This is a genomic window from Mesorhizobium sp. M3A.F.Ca.ET.175.01.1.1 (genome assembly GCF_004791945.1).
Lineage (GTDB): Bacteria > Pseudomonadota > Alphaproteobacteria > Rhizobiales > Rhizobiaceae > Mesorhizobium.
Genome location: NZ_SRTP01000011.1, coordinates 62,097 through 78,521, shown reverse-complemented (window position 1 = coordinate 78,521; position 16,425 = coordinate 62,097). Strand labels below are relative to the sequence as shown.

11 protein-coding genes and 1 pseudogene are annotated in these 16,425 nt (G+C 62.5%); 9 read left to right on the top strand and 3 right to left on the bottom strand.

Translation table 11 applies throughout. The annotated features are described in order from the left end of the window. Positions 1-182 precede the first annotated feature (182 nt). Complete coding sequence (locus EN818_RS22680) at positions 183-2,564, top strand: phosphoketolase family protein (protein WP_095807164.1); 2,382 nt, start codon at positions 183-185, stop codon at positions 2,562-2,564. Between the two features lie 59 nt (positions 2,565-2,623). Then, the gene (locus tag EN818_RS22675) at positions 2,624-3,799 is read left to right on the top strand and encodes an acetate/propionate family kinase (RefSeq protein ID WP_135905098.1); all 1,176 of its coding nucleotides are present in this window, start codon (positions 2,624-2,626) and stop codon (positions 3,797-3,799) included. A gap of 25 nt (positions 3,800-3,824) precedes the next feature. Here EN818_RS22675 and EN818_RS22670 read toward each other — a convergent pair. Further along, a pseudogene (locus EN818_RS22670) lies at positions 3,825-4,394 on the bottom strand (helix-turn-helix domain-containing protein); the annotation flags it as partial. A gap of 244 nt (positions 4,395-4,638) precedes the next feature. Beyond that, entirely contained in the window at positions 4,639-5,463 is an 825-nt protein-coding gene (locus EN818_RS22665) for a hypothetical protein (protein ID WP_135905096.1), read from the bottom strand. A gap of 468 nt (positions 5,464-5,931) precedes the next feature. Between EN818_RS22665 and EN818_RS32815 the strand changes: the two genes are divergently transcribed. Then, on the top strand, positions 5,932-6,093 hold the full coding sequence (locus EN818_RS32815; protein WP_189523816.1) for a hypothetical protein: 162 nt from the start codon (positions 5,932-5,934) through the stop codon (positions 6,091-6,093). A gap of 229 nt (positions 6,094-6,322) precedes the next feature. Here EN818_RS32815 and EN818_RS22660 read toward each other — a convergent pair whose 3' ends face one another. Then, the gene (locus tag EN818_RS22660) at positions 6,323-6,550 is read right to left on the bottom strand and encodes a hypothetical protein (RefSeq protein WP_135905094.1); all 228 of its coding nucleotides are present in this window, start codon (positions 6,548-6,550) and stop codon (positions 6,323-6,325) included. 372 nt (positions 6,551-6,922) lie between these two features. Between EN818_RS22660 and EN818_RS22655 the strand changes: the two genes are divergently transcribed. The 6 genes from EN818_RS22655 to EN818_RS22630 all read left to right on the top strand — a co-directional run bounded on the left by EN818_RS22655 (position 6,923) and on the right by EN818_RS22630 (position 16,368). Next, positions 6,923-7,597 (top strand): recombinase family protein, encoded by a 675-nt coding sequence (locus EN818_RS22655; protein ID WP_135905092.1) that lies wholly within the window; start codon positions 6,923-6,925, stop codon positions 7,595-7,597. Between the two features lie 223 nt (positions 7,598-7,820). Further along, the gene (locus EN818_RS22650; RefSeq protein ID WP_135905090.1) at positions 7,821-8,282 is read left to right on the top strand and encodes a hypothetical protein; all 462 of its coding nucleotides are present in this window, start codon (positions 7,821-7,823) and stop codon (positions 8,280-8,282) included. Positions 8,283-9,443: 1,161 nt separating this feature from the next. Then, complete coding sequence (locus EN818_RS22645; RefSeq protein ID WP_135905088.1) at positions 9,444-9,896, top strand: hypothetical protein; 453 nt, start codon at positions 9,444-9,446, stop codon at positions 9,894-9,896. Positions 9,897-10,754: 858 nt separating this feature from the next. After that, the gene (locus tag EN818_RS22640; RefSeq protein WP_135905086.1) at positions 10,755-11,669 is read left to right on the top strand and encodes a hypothetical protein; all 915 of its coding nucleotides are present in this window, start codon (positions 10,755-10,757) and stop codon (positions 11,667-11,669) included. A gap of 571 nt (positions 11,670-12,240) precedes the next feature. Then, entirely contained in the window at positions 12,241-16,002 is a 3,762-nt protein-coding gene (locus EN818_RS22635; protein WP_135905084.1) for a hypothetical protein, read from the top strand. Positions 16,003-16,110: 108 nt separating this feature from the next. Beyond that, entirely contained in the window at positions 16,111-16,368 is a 258-nt protein-coding gene (locus EN818_RS22630; protein ID WP_135905082.1) for a hypothetical protein, read from the top strand. Positions 16,369-16,425 lie beyond the last annotated feature (57 nt).

Below are 16,425 nucleotides of genomic sequence, written 5' to 3'. Positions count from 1 at the left end.
GATCAACGCTTGTGATGTTTCCGCGTCTGGCGCTCGGCAGTTGAGATGGATCAAGGCCAGATCGCCCCTTGCCGGATAGACCCTGGCGGCAACTTCATCGTGACCATCGATGAACCGGCGCCGACGTCGAAGCGTTGTGCCTGCGACTGGCACCTACCCGGACCCAGCGAAGGAGCCAAGCAATGACCGAACTTTCGAGCCCCAACCGCTTGTCCGAACAGGAATTGCGGGACATCGACGCCTATTGGCGTGCGGCGAACTACCTGACGGTCGGGCAGATCTACCTGCTCGACAATCCGTTGCTGCGCGAACCGCTTCGGCTGGAGCACGTCAAACCCAGGCTGCTCGGCCATTGGGGGACCTCGCCAGGCCTCAGCTTCATCTATACGCATCTGAACCGCGCCATCCGGCTGCGCGATGCCAACGTCATCTACATCTGCGGCCCCGGCCACGGCGGCCCCGCCATGGTGGCCAACACCTACCTCGAGGGAACCTACAGCGAGATCAATCCCGACATCTCGATGGACGAGGCCGGAATGAGGAAGCTCTTCCGGCAGTTCTCCTTTCCCGGCGGCATCCCCAGCCATGCGGCGCCTGATGTGCCCGGCTCGATCCATGAAGGCGGCGAGCTTGGCTATGCGCTCTCGCATGCCTATGGCGCCGCCTTCGACAATCCGGACCTCGTCGTCGCCTGCGTCGTCGGCGACGGCGAGGCGGAAACCGGGCCGCTCGCCACCGCCTGGCATTCCAACAAGTTTCTCAATCCGGCGAATGACGGCGCGGTGCTGCCGATTCTCCACCTCAACGGCTACAAGATCGCCAATCCCACGATTCTGGCCCGCATTCCGGGGGAAGAATTGCGCGCCCTGTTCGTCGGCTACGGCTATGATCCGCTGTTCGTCGAAGGCGACGATCCGGTCCTGATGCATGAACGGATGGCGGTGGTGCTCGATGATGCGCTGGACCGCATCGGCGCGATCCAGCAGGCGGCACGCAGCGGCGCGGAGGCAGTGCAGTCGCGGCCGAAGTGGCCGATGATCGTGCTGCGAAGCCCGAAGGGCTGGACCGGGCCCAAGCAGGTCGATGGACTGAAGACCGAGGGCTTCTGGCGCGCCCATCAGGTGCCGCTGTCGGGCCTGGCGGACAACCCGGCGCATCTGAAGGTGCTCGAGGAGTGGATGAGAAGCTATCGGCCCGAAGAGCTATTCGATGCCGCTGGCGCACCGGTGTCCACGATCCGCGCCACAGCGCCGCAGGGCGTCAGGCGCATGAGCGCCAACCCGCATGCCAATGGCGGCCGGCTGCGCCGGTCGCTCGAGCTGCCGAAGCTGCATCAGCATGCCGTCCCGGTCGAGCGGCCGGGCGGAGTCAAGGCAGAGGCAACCCGGGTGATGGGCTGCTTCCTGCGTGACGTGGTGGCACTGAACCAGGACGCGGCGAATTTCCGCATCGTCGGTCCGGACGAAACGGCTTCGAACCGGCTGCAGGATGTCTTCGAGGTGACGGAACGCGCCTGGATGGAAGAAATCCTGCCCGAGGATGTGCATCTCGGCAGCCGGGGCAGGGTTCTGGAGATTCTGTCGGAGCATACATGCCAAGGCTGGCTGGAAGGCTACCTGCTTACCGGGCGGCATGGCTTGTTCTCCTGCTACGAAGCCTTCACCCACATCGTCGATTCCATGTTCAACCAGCATGCGAAGTGGCTGGACGCCTGCCGCAAGCTGCCCTGGCGAAGCCCGATCGCGTCGTTGAACTACCTGTTGTCCAGCCATGTCTGGCAACAGGAGCACAATGGCTTCAGCCACCAGGATCCCGGTTTCATCGATGTGGCCCTGAACAAGAAGGCCGATGTGGTTCGCGTCTATCTGCCCGCCGATGCCAACAGCCTGCTCTGCGTGACGGATCACGTGCTGCAGACATGGAACCGCATCAACGTCATCGTTGCCGGCAAGGCCCTGTCCTGGCAATGGCTGTCGATCGAGGAAGCGAAAGTTCACTGCAGCGCCGGCGTGGGCATCTGGCAGTGGGCGTCGACCGACCGCGGAGCCGAGCCGGACGTGGTCATGGCCTGCGCCGGCGACGTGCCGACGCTCGAGACGCTGGCCGCCGTCCAGATTCTGAAGAACCACATTCCCGAGCTTAGGGTAAGGGTGGTCAACATCGTCGATCTGATGACCCTGCAGCCGAAGGAAAACCACCCGCACGGCCTGTCGGATCGCGAGTTCGACGCGCTGTTCACCCGCGATAAGCCGGTCATCTTCGCCTATCATGGCTATCCATGGACCATCCATCGCCTGACCTACCGGCGCACCAATCACGACAACATCCATGTGCGCGGCTACAATGAAGAAGGGACGACCACCACGCCCTTCGACATGACCGTTCTGAATGGTCTGGACCGCTTTCATCTCGTGCTCGGCGTGCTCGACCGCCTCTCGAAGCCGAGCGGCGCGCAGATCGCGCTCAGGCAGATGATGGACGGCAAGCTGCTCGAACACCGCGCTTACATCCGAGCGCATGGGCAGGATATGCCGGAGATCGTTGGCTGGAAGTGGCAACAGTAGCCGTCAAACGGCGCATTGAGGCGCGCTGCGGGCGTCCACGGGCAGGTGCGGGATAGAAAATGAAGGATGCGATCCTTGCCCTCAATGGGGGCTCATCGAGCCTGAAGTTCGCCGTGTTTCGACAGCGCGACGAACTTCCCCTGCTGGCGCGCGGCGGCGTGTCGTCCATCCAACACCAGCCGCGGCTGCATATCGAACAGACTGCGTCTTCGCCCGAAATCGACAGGAGCTTGGGGCAGGGACCGATCGACATCGCCAAGGCCTTCGGAGCCGTCGCTGCCTTCCTCGCCGATTACGGCATTGTGCGCCAGATCGGCAAGGTCGGGCATCGCATCGTTCATGGCGGGCTGGAATTCACCAGCGCCACGCGGCTCGACGAAGCCACGCTCGCGGCCTTGCACAAGCTTGAGCGGCTCGCGCCGATCCATCAGGCGATCAATCTCGAAATCGTCGAGCTGGCACGCCGCCTTCTGCCTGAAGCAAAACAGGTCGGCTGCTTCGACACGGCCTTCCATACGGCGCGGCCGGAACTCGCCAAACTCTACGGCCTGCCGCGTGAGATGTCGGAACAAGGCATCGTTTCCTATGGCTTCCATGGGCTGTCCTATGCCCATGTCGCCGCGAAGCTGCGCGATCGCTACGGCGCGGCCGCCGGCGGGCGGACCATCGTCGCTCATCTCGGCAGCGGAGCGAGCCTGTGCGCGATGCAAGCAGGGGTCAGCCGCGCCACCTCCATGGGCTTCTCGACGCTCGATGGGCTTGTCATGAGCACGCGTTGCGGATCGATCGATCCAGGCGTCCTCCTGCACCTGCTGCAGGAACGCAAGCTGCCGACTGATGAATTGACCACCTTGCTCTACGAGCGATCGGGCCTGCTGGGTGTCTCCGGCATTTCCGGCGACATGCAGACCCTGCTTGCCTCGAAGGAGCCCGCGGCGGCCCACGCCATCGATCTTTTCGTCTATCGCGTCGGGCGTGAGATCGGCTCGCTTGCGGCCGCGCTCGGAGGGCTCGACACGCTGGTGTTCACCGCCGGCATCGGGGAGCACGCACCCGTCATCCGGCGGAGGATCTGCGAGGCTGCCGGATGGCTTGGAGTGGCTCTCGAGGGCCAACTGAACGCGAACCGCGAAGGGATTGTCAGCGCTCCCGCTTCCCGCGTCGACATCCATGTCATTTCGGCCGACGAGGAACGTGCGGTGGCGACAGAACTGCTCAACCTTGAGGCGGTCTGAGTGTCTGCTGGCCGGTTGGCAGGAGTTATCTGCCAAGCTGGCTCAAAAATGAGCAGTCATTCACCCATTGCCTGTAGATATCCGATGCGAGGATCTCGATGCGCGGGCTGAGCAGGCGAGACGACGCCCTTCGTCTTCAGCAGGGTGAAGACCCGCGACACGGTTTCGATGGTCAGCCCGAGATAGTCGCCGATGCCGATGCGCGACATCGGCAGTTCCACCTGGCGCAGGCCGCCCTGCGGCTCTGCCATGTCGAGCAGGAGGGCCGCGACGCGCTCGATGGCGTTCTGGCGGCACGAGAAGGTGCTCCTGCGCCCGCGTCAGCCCTTCCAGGGCAAGCGGCCAAGCTGGCGTGACATGTCGGCGGCAGCGGCGATGCGGTGAACGCGGACACCGGTCGCATTGATCGCCTCGGCGAAGAAACGGTGGGTGGCGTCGGCCTCGAAGTCTCTCCGGCCAGACGGAAGGCGCTGATCTGCCTACGGCCGTCGGCGAGCAGGCGGCAGGCGCCGAATTCGACCTGGTAGACAGCACTGGCCTTTTCGCCGTCGGCGTAAATCTCGGCGCAGGCCGGGAAGAAGCTGACCGGCCGCATCGCCGTGCCTTCGAAGGCGGATCGCCCCCGACTGCCCGATCCTGCGCGATTTAATTGGAAAACTTGGCTCCCCGGGCCGGGCTATAGGAGCCAAATCGAACTGGGGAAAAAGCCTGATTATCTCAATGAAACCAACGCCTTGCGCGATGACCCTCTGCTGACCGCATTCCGCTGTTGTGGACCTCTTGCGGTGCGAATGTGTACCGCGCGGCCATAATAGTCGAGCGGCAGACAGGCGCAAGCCTCACTCGAAAGGCCCGACTGGGTCGGCCTTGGCGCTTCCCGTGAATAGCTTCATGCGAGCATTCACATCGAACAGGTAGTCCGAGCTCGTTCCCAGCACGATCCCGCAGAGCCAGAATTGATACTCGGATGGATCGCTGAACGATATTCCTTGTTCGTCAGCCCGTATGAAGCTGACCGGATAGGAGTGGACCCAGTTGGACAGGTAGGACTGATGGAACTCAAATTCCTGTACGTTCCATCCGGCCTCGCGAGCAGCACCCCGAGAGCCCTCAATGAACACCTTTTGGCCGCTACCGATTTCCTTGGCTTGCTCCGGCTGGTATCCAAGTTTGGTGGCGAGGCGCTCGATTTTGTTTTGAATGTCCTCCTTAACCGTGGCGTAGTTCTCAAAGAAGGCCTCGTCCCTCGGCTGACCAGCACGCTCTAGGGCCGTCAGAAACCGCTTCCGGTTCGTTAGGTCGTGGAGGAAAAGGATTTGTCGTCGGAGGTCCCATTGATCGGCGGTCAGCGACGGCTCGGAGATGTACTTCGTCATTAGTGAGGCATCGATAATCGCGCGGCCGAGGGTGGCGACGGAGAAGTGATCCAAGAGTGACCGGCCCTTGGGTGCAGATCGGTAATTTTCAATGAGCGAGGCCACCGACATGCAGTGCGCTATGAGCTTGGCGAACACAAAGAGCGCCCTGTTCTGGCGGCCTGTGTGGACGGTGCCAATTGCTCCGTCTGATATAGCTACGGCTTCCTGCGTCGTCGCGTAGAGCTTATCGAGGGCACCCGCCATCGACTTGAGCGCCGCCGATCGGGCCTCGTTTTTCTTGTTCATGTCCGCTCCGTCGCATCACCCAAGGGGGCGGCCCGGCCTGTTTATCCCCGGAGGAGGACTAGAGACAGGCCGAGCCCCGCCCCGCTGTTGGGAGCGAGGCGCGACAATTTTGCCCTAGCAGATGAGCACGGCCAAGCGTTGAACAAAAAAGCGGACAGCCACGGGCGCCCGGCCTGTCGCGGGGGAAGTGCGGGGGGCACAGGGCAACAGGCCGGGCCTCTACCCCGTTCGGGATGAGCGAGGCGAGCTCGTATGATGCGCCTTGTTTAGAGGGCCCGCAATAATGTACGTTAGAACTCGCTAATAGAAGGCCCGCTGCCGTGAGCGAGCGGCAACGGGCTGTCGAAACGCGGCGGCTGCATCCTGAGAGATCAACCGCCTGTCCTTACAATGAGGCGCACAAATTATGTTCCGTGATGATGGAACCTTGCCCTACGTGCATCGTTGCGGCGCCTTAGAGACCAGCTGATGACCAAGAACGACCGTAACCCTGCCCTGGAAGAGTATGTCCGGCTGCTGGTGGAAAAGACCGGCATTACGGAAGCGCAGGCGGTTGAGCTTATCTACCTACTCGGCACGAATTGGCCGTCCCTCGTTCGGGAAGCGAAGGCGATCAAGAAGGGTCGATAGGCAGTCGTCCCGGCGTTCGTATCGACGCCGCAGTGTGGCCGGTGCGGGACTGACTGGATCATCGGCGGCCCGGCCCGCTTACCATGATGGTGACACAGGATTTCGCAGGTCGGGCCATACCCAGCCTTTCAAAGGCCGAGCACATGCATTCTGCCCCGATGGCGCAACGCCTGCGAGTGCGACCATGGTCCAATAGCTGGACGCATTGGTCCCCCGATGCACAAACCGACTACTGGTGAAGGTTGAACTCCACAAACAGCTCCTTGGCGGATGCTGCTGTGACGATAAGTTCCGTGAGCTCGTCGTCGGTCTCGGTTAGGTGATGGCCTTCGTCCCGGACCCTTGCCAGAACGGCCTTGACGGATGCGATGTCGCCAGGACGGAAGCCCTCAAGGGCCGCCCACACAAGTTCCTTAGCCGAACGCTCGGGCCGATTGTCGTCGTCGTCAGTGCCCACTGCCTTCCCTCAAAGGCTCAAGAACCGATGCGCCTATCGTGTTGCGAAGTGGGCCGAATGTCAAATTGGAGGCGTTTCAAACTGACGGAAAAATCCGAGGGGTCGCACTGGATAGTTTCAGCAGCGCGGCACCCCCCGGCGGGGTCGCGGCCATGGTCACGCTTGCACCCGTGCCGATCTTCGCGGAGACAGGCCGCCCGGATGCCTCTCACGTATGTCGCGTTTTCAGTGGCTTCGAGGGTGCCGGAGGTGCCGACGCGAACGCCTCTCCACGGACGGTTTCATGTCATTTGTCAGGCACAACGAACGTTGACATTAGACAAATGAGGCTGTAGGTCGTTTGTCAGGCACAACGCCATGCAGGACAAAGTCATGAAGCACTACGTCATCTACAAGCGCGTCTCGACCGAGGACCAAGGCCGGAGCGGTCTCGGTCTGGAGGCCCAACAGCGGGACATAGACATCTTCCTGGCGAACTTCTCCGAGGTGCCCTTCGAGGTGGCCGGCACATTCACCGATGTCCTCTCGGGTGCCAGTGAGAGCCGGCCGGAGCTTGACAAGGCGCTTGCCCTCGTCCGTAGGACCGGAGCGGAGCTACTCGTGGCGAAGCTTGATCGCTTGGGCCGCAAGGTGGCCCACATTGCCAACATCATGGAAGACCGGAGGGTGCGCCTTCGGGTCGCCCAAATGCCCCATGCGGACAAGTTCCAGCTCCACATCTACGCCGCCCTGGCCGAGCAAGAGCGGGAGTTCATCTCGAAGCGCACCAAGGATGCTCTGCGGGCTGCAAAGGCTCGTGGAACGAAGCTCGGCGGCCTCCGAGACAAGACCATGGCCCGCAACGCAGCCATCCAAGAGAAGGCACGGCAAGAGGCTGGTCCGGCGATGGCTGTCATCGGTCCTATGCGAGCCGGCGGGGAGACGCTTATGGCTATCGCCGAGGCCCTGAACAGGACCGGCGTGGCGACTTCACGGGGCGGCCGGTGGACGGCCAAGCAGGTTTCCCGTGTAATTGACCGTGCCTCGTTAGGCCACACGGCAGAATAACCATGTATCAGTTCCGCCCGGATGCGGGACACTCTACCAAGCACCCGGTTTTTCCTCTGGCAAGCTTCCGGCTTTTCCTCTGGATTGCTGAATGACTTTGTTTGGCCCGTATGCGGGACAACTCAATTATTGGGTCGATTTGTGGGCACTTTATTCTCATTGATTGATGGCAGGCCGTGCGGCATCCAGTGACCGTCTCATTCAACACACGAGGACCGCAGACATGACTGACCAGACCACTACCGCCACCACTCCAGCCCACTCCAGGCAAGCAATCGTCCACCTAGCGAGAGCCATGGGCGGCCTCACGACCACCATCCGCGCCGTAGGGGCCGGCCGAGAGCTTGAAGCGCCGCGTACGCTGGAGCCGCTCGGGTGGACCAAAGACGCCCTGGCTGACTTTGATCGGCTGTCGAAGGCTTCACGCGAGGCGGCCGATGGTGACGAAGGCGGCAGCGTTGACTTGCCCGGAGCGTTGGTCTCCCGCCTCGCCCATGTCGCCGAGACTGTTTCGCAGGCCATAGAGGGGCTCGCAGCGGGAGCAGGCATCGCAGAGGCTCTCCGATACGCCATCATGGCGGACGCGCATCTCACCCAGTTCGTCCGCATGATCCCCGAGGATGAGTACGCGGGAGCCATCCGGGACGTGTGGGGCAGGGAGGCGATGCCCGTTCGGCTCCGATAGGCTTTCTTTCGTGTCCCGTTGGGGCGTTTCAGTGGCTTCGAGGGTTCGGGAGGTAGAATGTACCGTCCGGACCCTGAAGGCGATTTTTGGGGCTGACGGGACACGAAACCAATTAGCCCGTACTTTAGGAATGGCGGCCCCGGTTGTGGGTCTTACGTGATTAGGCCGCATCTTAGGAATGGTGGCCCAGTTTCAATTACGACCCACCCTAGGAATGGCGGCCCCGTTCAATTACGACTTACCCTAGGAATGCTCGTCTCCTCACGTGGTTTGAACGTATTGAGAGGGGCCGAGCCAATTACCCCTCACCCTAGGAATGGCGGCCCCGATTGTGGGTCGTAGGTGATTAGGACACACCCCAGGAATGGGCTCCGGTTCAATTACCACCTAACTTAGGAACGGTGGCCCGGTTCAATTACCCCTCACCTCAGGAATGGCGGCTCCGATTGCCCCTGATGTGATTAGGGCCTGCCTCAGGAATGGTGGGCCGGATCAATTACCCCTCCACTCAGGAATGCCCGTCTCCCTCACGTGGTTATGAACGTGTTTGAGGGAGGTCGTATCGATTGCGACTTACCTCAGGAATGGGGGCCGGTTCAATTACCACCCAACTTAGGAATGCTCGCCTCCCTCACGTGGCTATGAACGTGTTTGAGGGGCCGCCGGGTGATTACCCCCCACTCCAGGAATGCTCCCCGGTTGCACTTCACGTTATAGGCGTTCGATGTGGTGGGGTTCCGAGCGCGTTCACAAACGCTGCCTCCTCCACTCATTCTCTCTCCCCTTTCAAGCAAGGCTCCCCTCAAGGGTAGCAGCCTTCGCTCCCCCTTCAGAGACGTAGGACGCCACTCCAGGCTTCATCCAGACCACCCAATGCCACCTCCAGGCGACCTTCAGTGTCTCCATAGGTCTCCCGAGGGCGTGGCGCGGGTCGGGCAGGCTCATTCGTTCCACTCGGAGCGTCGTCCTGCGTCTCTCTTTTTTGCTTCTCGTAGTCGTCGGGGTGCTGGCCAGTCTCTCGGCCGATGCCACCGCAAGAATGCGTCTGCGTGAGGCTCTCTGTTTCATACCGTCGCGTAACACCCCAAGGCCCACTTCAGGCCCCCACGAGCGCACCTTGCTCGCCACCCTTCTCGCTAATTTTTTGGACCTCGTATCGACATGACAACCACTGCAAATGCCGGTGGCCCGACCCCGGGTCGCCCCGAGACTTACCAGACGATCCCGAATGACCACCGCCGTTGGGGAGCCCTAAGCGAGGTCGTTCTGGTTCCGATCAATGACCCCAAGCGTGGTCGAGTGCTTTTCGCAAAGGTGGAGAGGAAGTCCTTCGACAGCCTCCCGCAGCGGATCAAGAACACGCCATGGGTGATCGTCCTCGACGGCACCGCCACGGACGCCTCGCAGTTTTCAGTCCGGGCGAGGGTAGGCGCAACGCTTGTGACCATCTCTCGCGTCATCATGAACGCGAAGGCTGGCGAGTACGTCCGCAACATCAACGGCAACCGCCTTGACCTCCGCACGACCAACCTCCGGCTTCAGGGCAAGAGGGCAGGAGATCGGTACAGCAAGCGACACGACCTCGCTCTAATTCAGGAGACCCCAGCAGAATGAGCTTACTCGAAACATGTGAATGGTCGGACGACTACCGCGCCGTCGTCGCCACCATAGGCCCCCGTTACCGCGTCATAGTCGACCGTAGGGGCTTCGGATGGAACCTACAGCAGCGCCGAGCGCGAGGTGGTGGACACGGGCGCTGGTTCTCAGTCGCTTCCTTCATCATGCACCGTGAGGACCTCTCCAGACGTGCCATCCCACTCATGCACTCGGGCTACGTCAAAGACCAGGGGATTACACAGGAGATTGTGGACGCCGCCTTGGCGACCCTGCCCGAGCGGTTCTCTCCCGAGCCCACCTACGCACAGCTAACGGTCCACACCCGGCCTTACGTGACAGTGGCTCCAACTTCCTACAAGACGGCCCACAGCCGCGCTTAACCTTCCACCCCTCACACACTCTCAAACTCAACAAAGGAGCAAAGGTATCTCCACGCATACTCACGGCATCCCTGCCGCGACCCTGACCGTTGAACTGTTCGGCTCATATGCCGCTCGGCACGACGGCTACGTCCAAGACTTCAACACCCGCAAATCCCCCAAGGACCCGTTAGGCCCACTTGCCCGCCTATTGATCCGCGAAGGGTTCGACCCGTCCTCCCGAATGCATGTCGTCCGCGACGGCGTTCCGGTCTTCAAGCGAGACCGAAAGCTGTCCACGTGGGCCGGAGAGGATTGGACCGACACGCAGACCAGCGTGGCAATACGCAGGACATACGTCCCGTTCATGTCGCGTGAGGCCGTTTCAGAGGCTTCGACCACCTTGGACGAGGAAAGCACCGTCCTCGACTGAACGCCGCTCCACGACCCGTTTTTCCATCAACCACAAACCATCAGAAAAGTGAGACACACCCCTATGGCAAACTACGCCGACTTCACCGTCAACTCGGACACGGCCGCCGAGACGATCGCCACCGCCGCACAGGCCCGCAACACTCCAGCCGCCGCTCCTACCGTCCAGACCAGCCGCAAGGTACAGGTGGACACCCACGGCGACGGCCGACAGGTCACGAAAGACCTCAGCCCCCGCACCGTGGACGCCCCGCGACAGGTGCGCCCTGGCAACGTCCTCATCGGAGGCGTTGAGACCTCTATCGCGGCTGCACGAGCCGCAGGGCTGCTCCCGCCGGGTTTTGATGGGCCTGTCGGGAACACGGCCACCCCGGCAGGCACCGCACAGGCCACTTCCGCTAACGCCGCAGACAACGCTAGGGGCGCTGAAGGTGACCAGAAGGCCGCCGATGGTGCCGCGTCCGGTGACGCAACGGACCTCGCCGCGATGGTGATGGACACGCTTGCGGACGCCTTGGGCGCTGACGCTGTAGAGACCGGTATCTGGCAAGCCGCCGAGACCGGCGACTATGAGGGCAGCGTCCCGCAGGGCGTGACCGAGGACGCCGTGTCCGCGATTGTCGAGGGCTTCACTGCCCAGGCCAACGCTGTCCTTCGCAGCCTCCCCGCCGGTTCCGCCTCCGTTGGCATGTTGGAGGAGACCCTGAACGACGCGGAGCTTAGGGAAGCCCGCATGGCAACCATCCACAACGATAGGGAGAAGCTTGCCCACCTTGGCAGGACCGCTCTCGGCCGGATGGAAACCATGCCCTACCAGGACCCGCAAGGCTTCGAGGCTCTCCTGGCCGACATGCCTGCCGCCGAGCGCAAGGCTCTGTCCTTCAACGAGCAGCGGGGCCAGTGGATGGTCAAGCTTCCGGGCAAGCAGGCCATGTCCTTCGGCTCTGCCGTCCGCGCTGGCATCGTCCGGGTCGGCTAGTGCCACACAAGGACCCTCAAGCCCGCAAGGCCGCCCGCCGTCGCCACTACCTCGCCAACCGTGATCGGCTGTTGGCGGAACAGCAGGCCCGAAGGGATGCCGACAGGCAAGGCCATAGGGAGGCCGCTAGGCGACATGCGGCGGCCCACAGGGCGAGGCGCAAAGGCGGTGTCGGATGACCTCTTCCATTCGATATCCCCGCGCCCTGCTTGAGTGGCTGGCAAAGCAGCCTGCACACCTCGCCCGCCTCACGCATGATGGGCGTGGCAATTATACAGCCTTTAGGATCGACTGGCCCGACCGGCGTCACTACTTCCCCGCCGACGACCACGTTACCCCCAGCCCTGACATGGGCGGAAACGATGCCCAAGGTATGCAGCCTGCACCCCTAAAGGATGCACAGGCGCCAGCGGCGGCCGAAATGACACCGGCAGAGAAACACGCTGCTGAAGTCCGTGGCAGCTATCCCGACCTAAGCGCCTAACAAGGCAACCACAACAACCGACGAGGGCTCCGGCGCAGCGATGCACCGGGGCCTTTTTCTCGTCATCAACACCCCAATGGAGACACCATGAGTTCCAGCCTCGCCGAGGCCATCAAAAACGAAAGTCAGCGGATCGGCGCTGACCCCGAGGACTTCGCCACCGTCATGTCCTACGAAACGGGCGGCACCTTTGACATCTGGCAGAAGGGTCCGACGACCAAGTGGGGCCAGCATCGCGGCCTCATTCAGATGGGCGAGCCCCAGCGCCAGAAGTACGGCTACTACAAGGGCATGTCTGCCGAAGATGCCGTCCGCGCCTCTGCGAACTACCTGGTGGACAACGGTTTCAAGCCGGGTATGCGCCTGCTCGACATGTACTCAATCGTCAATGCCGGCGGACCCGGCCGCTACGACGCCTCTGACGAGGCCGCAGGGGGCGCTCCGGGCACCGTAAGGGACAAGGTTGAGCAGCAGATGGAAGGCCATAAGGCCAAGGCCGTGGCTCTGCTCGGGGGCGACTATGCGCCTGCCGTCGCCAATCCTTACGCGGAGACTGTCGCCCCGCAGAACACCACCGGCATCTACGACAACAGCCGAACCCCGCCGGCCCCTACGCAGGTCGAAGTCACACAGGAGAAGGCAGACGAGGCCGCCGCTGGTCCGAAGCCCTACGGCTCGTTCATTGATCAAGTGGCCGACGACATGACCGCCGACAACTACACGTCCCGGATATACCGATGGGCCACCCAAGGTGCCTACGATCCCCAGGACAAAGGCTGGTCAGAGGACGAGTGGAAGCACATCACCGAGACGCTCCCCGAGCGGTATCATGACTACGTGCTAACCGGCTCCTCGAAGTACAACCGGGACCTCCGGCTTAGGTACGCAACGGAGATGGCCGAGATCGATGCCCGCAGGACCACCGTAGGCACCGCGAGCTCGCTTACGTCCGGCTTGATCGCTGGCGTTCTGGACCCTGTTCTCCTCCCCACGCTTGTCGGCGGCCCGCTGGTTTCCGTGGGCAAGACAAGCCTCGGGTTTGCCGGAAAGGTGTTGCTGGGTGCTGCTGTCGGCGGGACGAGCAACGCCGCTCTTGAGCTGGGGGCCAAGTACGGCCTGGACGACCCCCGCGCCGATGCCGTGACCGCGTTTGGTGTCGGGGCTCTGCTGGGTGGCCTCACGGGACCGCTGGCTCACAACGCGGCCACGGTGATCGAACGGGACATGATGACCAAGACCGGGCTGGATGCCCTGGAGGCGGTCAAGCAGCGCAAGCTGTCGCAGATGCCATCCCACGAGGCACCGATGCTTGCCGACCACACAGGTTCGGCCGGCGCGGCTCGCAACACCGAACTGATCAAGCCCTTCGACCCGAACGACTGGGGTATTGACGACGAGGCGGTTGACCGGGGCTTCGGCGGTAAGGCCCGTTTCGACGTGGCCGGACAGCTCACCACAAGCGAGAACCCACGAGCCCGTCTTGCCGGCTTCGCCTTCTTCGAGGAGAGCGCCGGGACCAAGAACCACTCCGTCCTCGACGCTCCGGCCTCCGTCCGCGCAGTGGCGCTGGAAAGGAAGCTAATGGGCAACCGCAACTCGGTCTATCAGGTCGCATTGCGAGAGTATGTGACCGAGGGCTCCTCGCTGTTGAACCCCATCGCCCGAGCCCGCAAGGCCGACGAGTTCAACCGTCTCGTCAACGCCTACATGGCCGATCCCCACCCGTCACCCGACGTGAGCCCCTCTGTCATCAAAGCGGCCGGCGCTCGCAAGGCGTTCTATGACGCTTGGGCCGACGAGCTGGAGCGAGCCTTCCCCGGCCTCCAGGTCAAGCAAAAAGGCTTCTACTCGCCGAAGGTCGCGGACCACAATCGGATCTCGGAAATCGACCGAATGGTGGACGAGGAGACCATGCACAAGTTCATCGGCGAGAGCATCCGCCGGGCGCATGGGGAGATTGAGGAAAGCCTTCTGCGGAAGATGGCGAAGGGCTACTGGGCCAACATGCGAAAGGCTGGCTATGGCATCGAAGACAGCATCGCCGGGGCTCTTGGCCTCGGGGATAAGCAGGGCTTCAAAGACGCCTTCAAGCGGTCCCTGAACGAGGCCGAGGGGCTGTCGGACGAGGACTTGGACAAGGTGTACGACCTGTTCTCCGGTGTCGTGGACGAGGCTAAGAAGACCCCTGACAACTCCAAGGGTGTCGGCTACCTGAAGCGCCGGACTGTCATGGACTATGCCTACTCGGCCAACGTCCGCACCCGCGACGGCGGCTCACTGCCCCTGAAGATGGACGACGTGTTCATCCAGGACGCGGAGTTCCTGGACCACCGCTACGCCCGCACCATGTCCGGCCGCGTTGCGTTCGCGGACACCAAGATACGCGACCCCAAGACGGACCAGCTCATCTTCGACGGCATCCGCTCTGAGGCCGATCTGGAGAAGGTCAAGAACTGGGTCCGTGAGGGCTTCCATCAGATGGGTAAGCCTCTCGCCCAAGTCAGGGGCCAGATGGACAACGCCATCGAAAACCTCGACTTCGGATGGAAGCGTATCAACGGCATCCCCGTCTATGGGCAGGAGAAGGCTTACGCCCAGTGGGTTCGGCGAATGAAAGCCGTCCAGTTCATCCGCCTCATGTCCAACATGGGCCTCAATCAGGTCCAGGAGAGTTGGAAGGTCGCGGCCATGACAGGCTTCCGCGCGTCGATGCAACAGCTCCCCGCAATCCGCCGCATGGTGGACGAAAGCGGCCGTTCGGTGCCCAAGCGGGACGCTCTCCTCGCTGAGCTGGAGCACATGACGGGCATTGGCCTGGACGGCTTGGTCGGCAAGTTCGACTTCCGCCTAGCTGACGACCGGATAGGAGCAGGGGCATCCTCCAAGCTCGCTAATGGCTTAGACGTGGCGCTGGACTGGGGGCAGCGGATGACCGCCGAAGTGTCGCTTATGCGCGGCATCCACGACTATCAGCAGAAGTGGGCTGCGAAGGCCGTGGCACAGCACCTCTTGGACATGGCCCGTGATACGGCTGTGGAGGGAGGCGGGTTCGACCTTTCCCGGCTGGCCGGCAAGGGTCGGGAACGACTGGCAACCGCTGGCATCGGCGACAAGCAAGCCGAGCTGATCTTCGGCAACCTCTTGGCCCACGCCGAGCGGGACGGAGGCAAGCTCGTGTCCCTCGGGTCGAACAAGTGGGACCCGAAGGCGGTGACGGAGTTCTCCTACCTCATCAACCGCTACACCGACCGTCTCGTCCAGGCAAACGACGTGGGCGGACTGGCCCGGTGGATGAGCCACCCAGTCGCACAGCTCTTTACCCAGTTCCGAAGCTTCGTACTCGGGGCATGGGCGAAGTCCACGCTTTACAGCATCAACCACATGGACCCCCGCATGGCGGTCCTCTTGGTCGGGGAGCTGGCCTTCGGAGCCGCCACGTTCGCAGTGCGGCAGGCCCCGCAGCTTGCGACGGACGAAGGGTACGACAAGTACTTCGAGGAGACCTTGGACCCGGTGAACCTCGCAAAGAACGCCTTCGCTCGTTCAGCCACGGCTTCGGTGCTCCCGATGCTGATGGACAGTGCCTTGCTCATGACCCCGATTGGCCCGCAGTTCGGGTCCGCTCGGGCTAGTGGTGCGCCGCAGGATGCCCTGTTCGGGGCTCCGGTCCTCGACCAAGTAAGCAAGGCGCAAACGTTCGTGAGGGGTGCGGCGAATGCGGCCCTGAACGGCGAGGACATGACGCAGGCACAGGCGCGGGCCGGCTGGAATGCCTTTGTCCCGCTTGGCAACTTCCTGCCGTTCGCGGCGCTGTTCTCGCGTCTCATTGAGGATAGGCCGACCAAGTAAGAACTGACCGGGAGATGGGTTGGGGCCGCGCAAATGCGGCTCGGGCCTTCCCTCAGCGGCGGCACCCGTCTATCTTCTCCCTCACATTTTGTCGGGGAGCTTTTTTCTATGCTGTTCACTTACTCGGCGCGGATCGTATCCGTGCTCGCCTTGGTGCTTGGTGTCCTCCAGCTCGTGCTGGTTTTCGCGCTCGCAGATGAGCCCGATGGATGGGCAGACTATCTAGGCCGCGCCTCACCCGCCGCTGTTTTCGAACGGGGCATCTACGCCATACTGCTTTCTATTGCTCTCGGCACACTGTCAGAGATTAGCCTGTCGCTGCGGCGCCGGTTGAACGGGGAGAGCGTTCCGACCGATCGTGCTTGACCGGTGTCCGGCGGGGCGTTTCAGGGGCGTTTAGGTGCGACTGGTAGCTTGTACCAT

Bases quoted from the DNA above. Each gene is read 5' to 3' on its own strand.
- EN818_RS22675 (WP_135905098.1), top strand. From the start codon at position 2,624: ATGAAGGATGCGATCCTTGCCCTCAATGGGGGCTCATCGAGCCTGAAG.
- EN818_RS22655 (WP_135905092.1), top strand. From the start codon at position 6,923: ATGAAGCACTACGTCATCTACAAGCGCGTCTCGACCGAGGACCAAGGC.
- EN818_RS32815 (WP_189523816.1), top strand. From the start codon at position 5,932: ATGACCAAGAACGACCGTAACCCTGCCCTGGAAGAGTATGTCCGGCTG.
- EN818_RS22640 (WP_135905086.1), top strand. From the start codon at position 10,755: ATGGCAAACTACGCCGACTTCACCGTCAACTCGGACACGGCCGCCGAG.
- EN818_RS22635 (WP_135905084.1), top strand. From the start codon at position 12,241: ATGAGTTCCAGCCTCGCCGAGGCCATCAAAAACGAAAGTCAGCGGATC.
- EN818_RS22630 (WP_135905082.1), top strand. From the start codon at position 16,111: ATGCTGTTCACTTACTCGGCGCGGATCGTATCCGTGCTCGCCTTGGTG.
- EN818_RS22665 (WP_135905096.1), bottom strand. From the start codon at position 5,463: ATGAACAAGAAAAACGAGGCCCGATCGGCGGCGCTCAAGTCGATGGCG.
- EN818_RS22645 (WP_135905088.1), top strand. From the start codon at position 9,444: ATGACAACCACTGCAAATGCCGGTGGCCCGACCCCGGGTCGCCCCGAG.
- EN818_RS22650 (WP_135905090.1), top strand. From the start codon at position 7,821: ATGACTGACCAGACCACTACCGCCACCACTCCAGCCCACTCCAGGCAA.
- EN818_RS22680 (WP_095807164.1), top strand. From the start codon at position 183: ATGACCGAACTTTCGAGCCCCAACCGCTTGTCCGAACAGGAATTGCGG.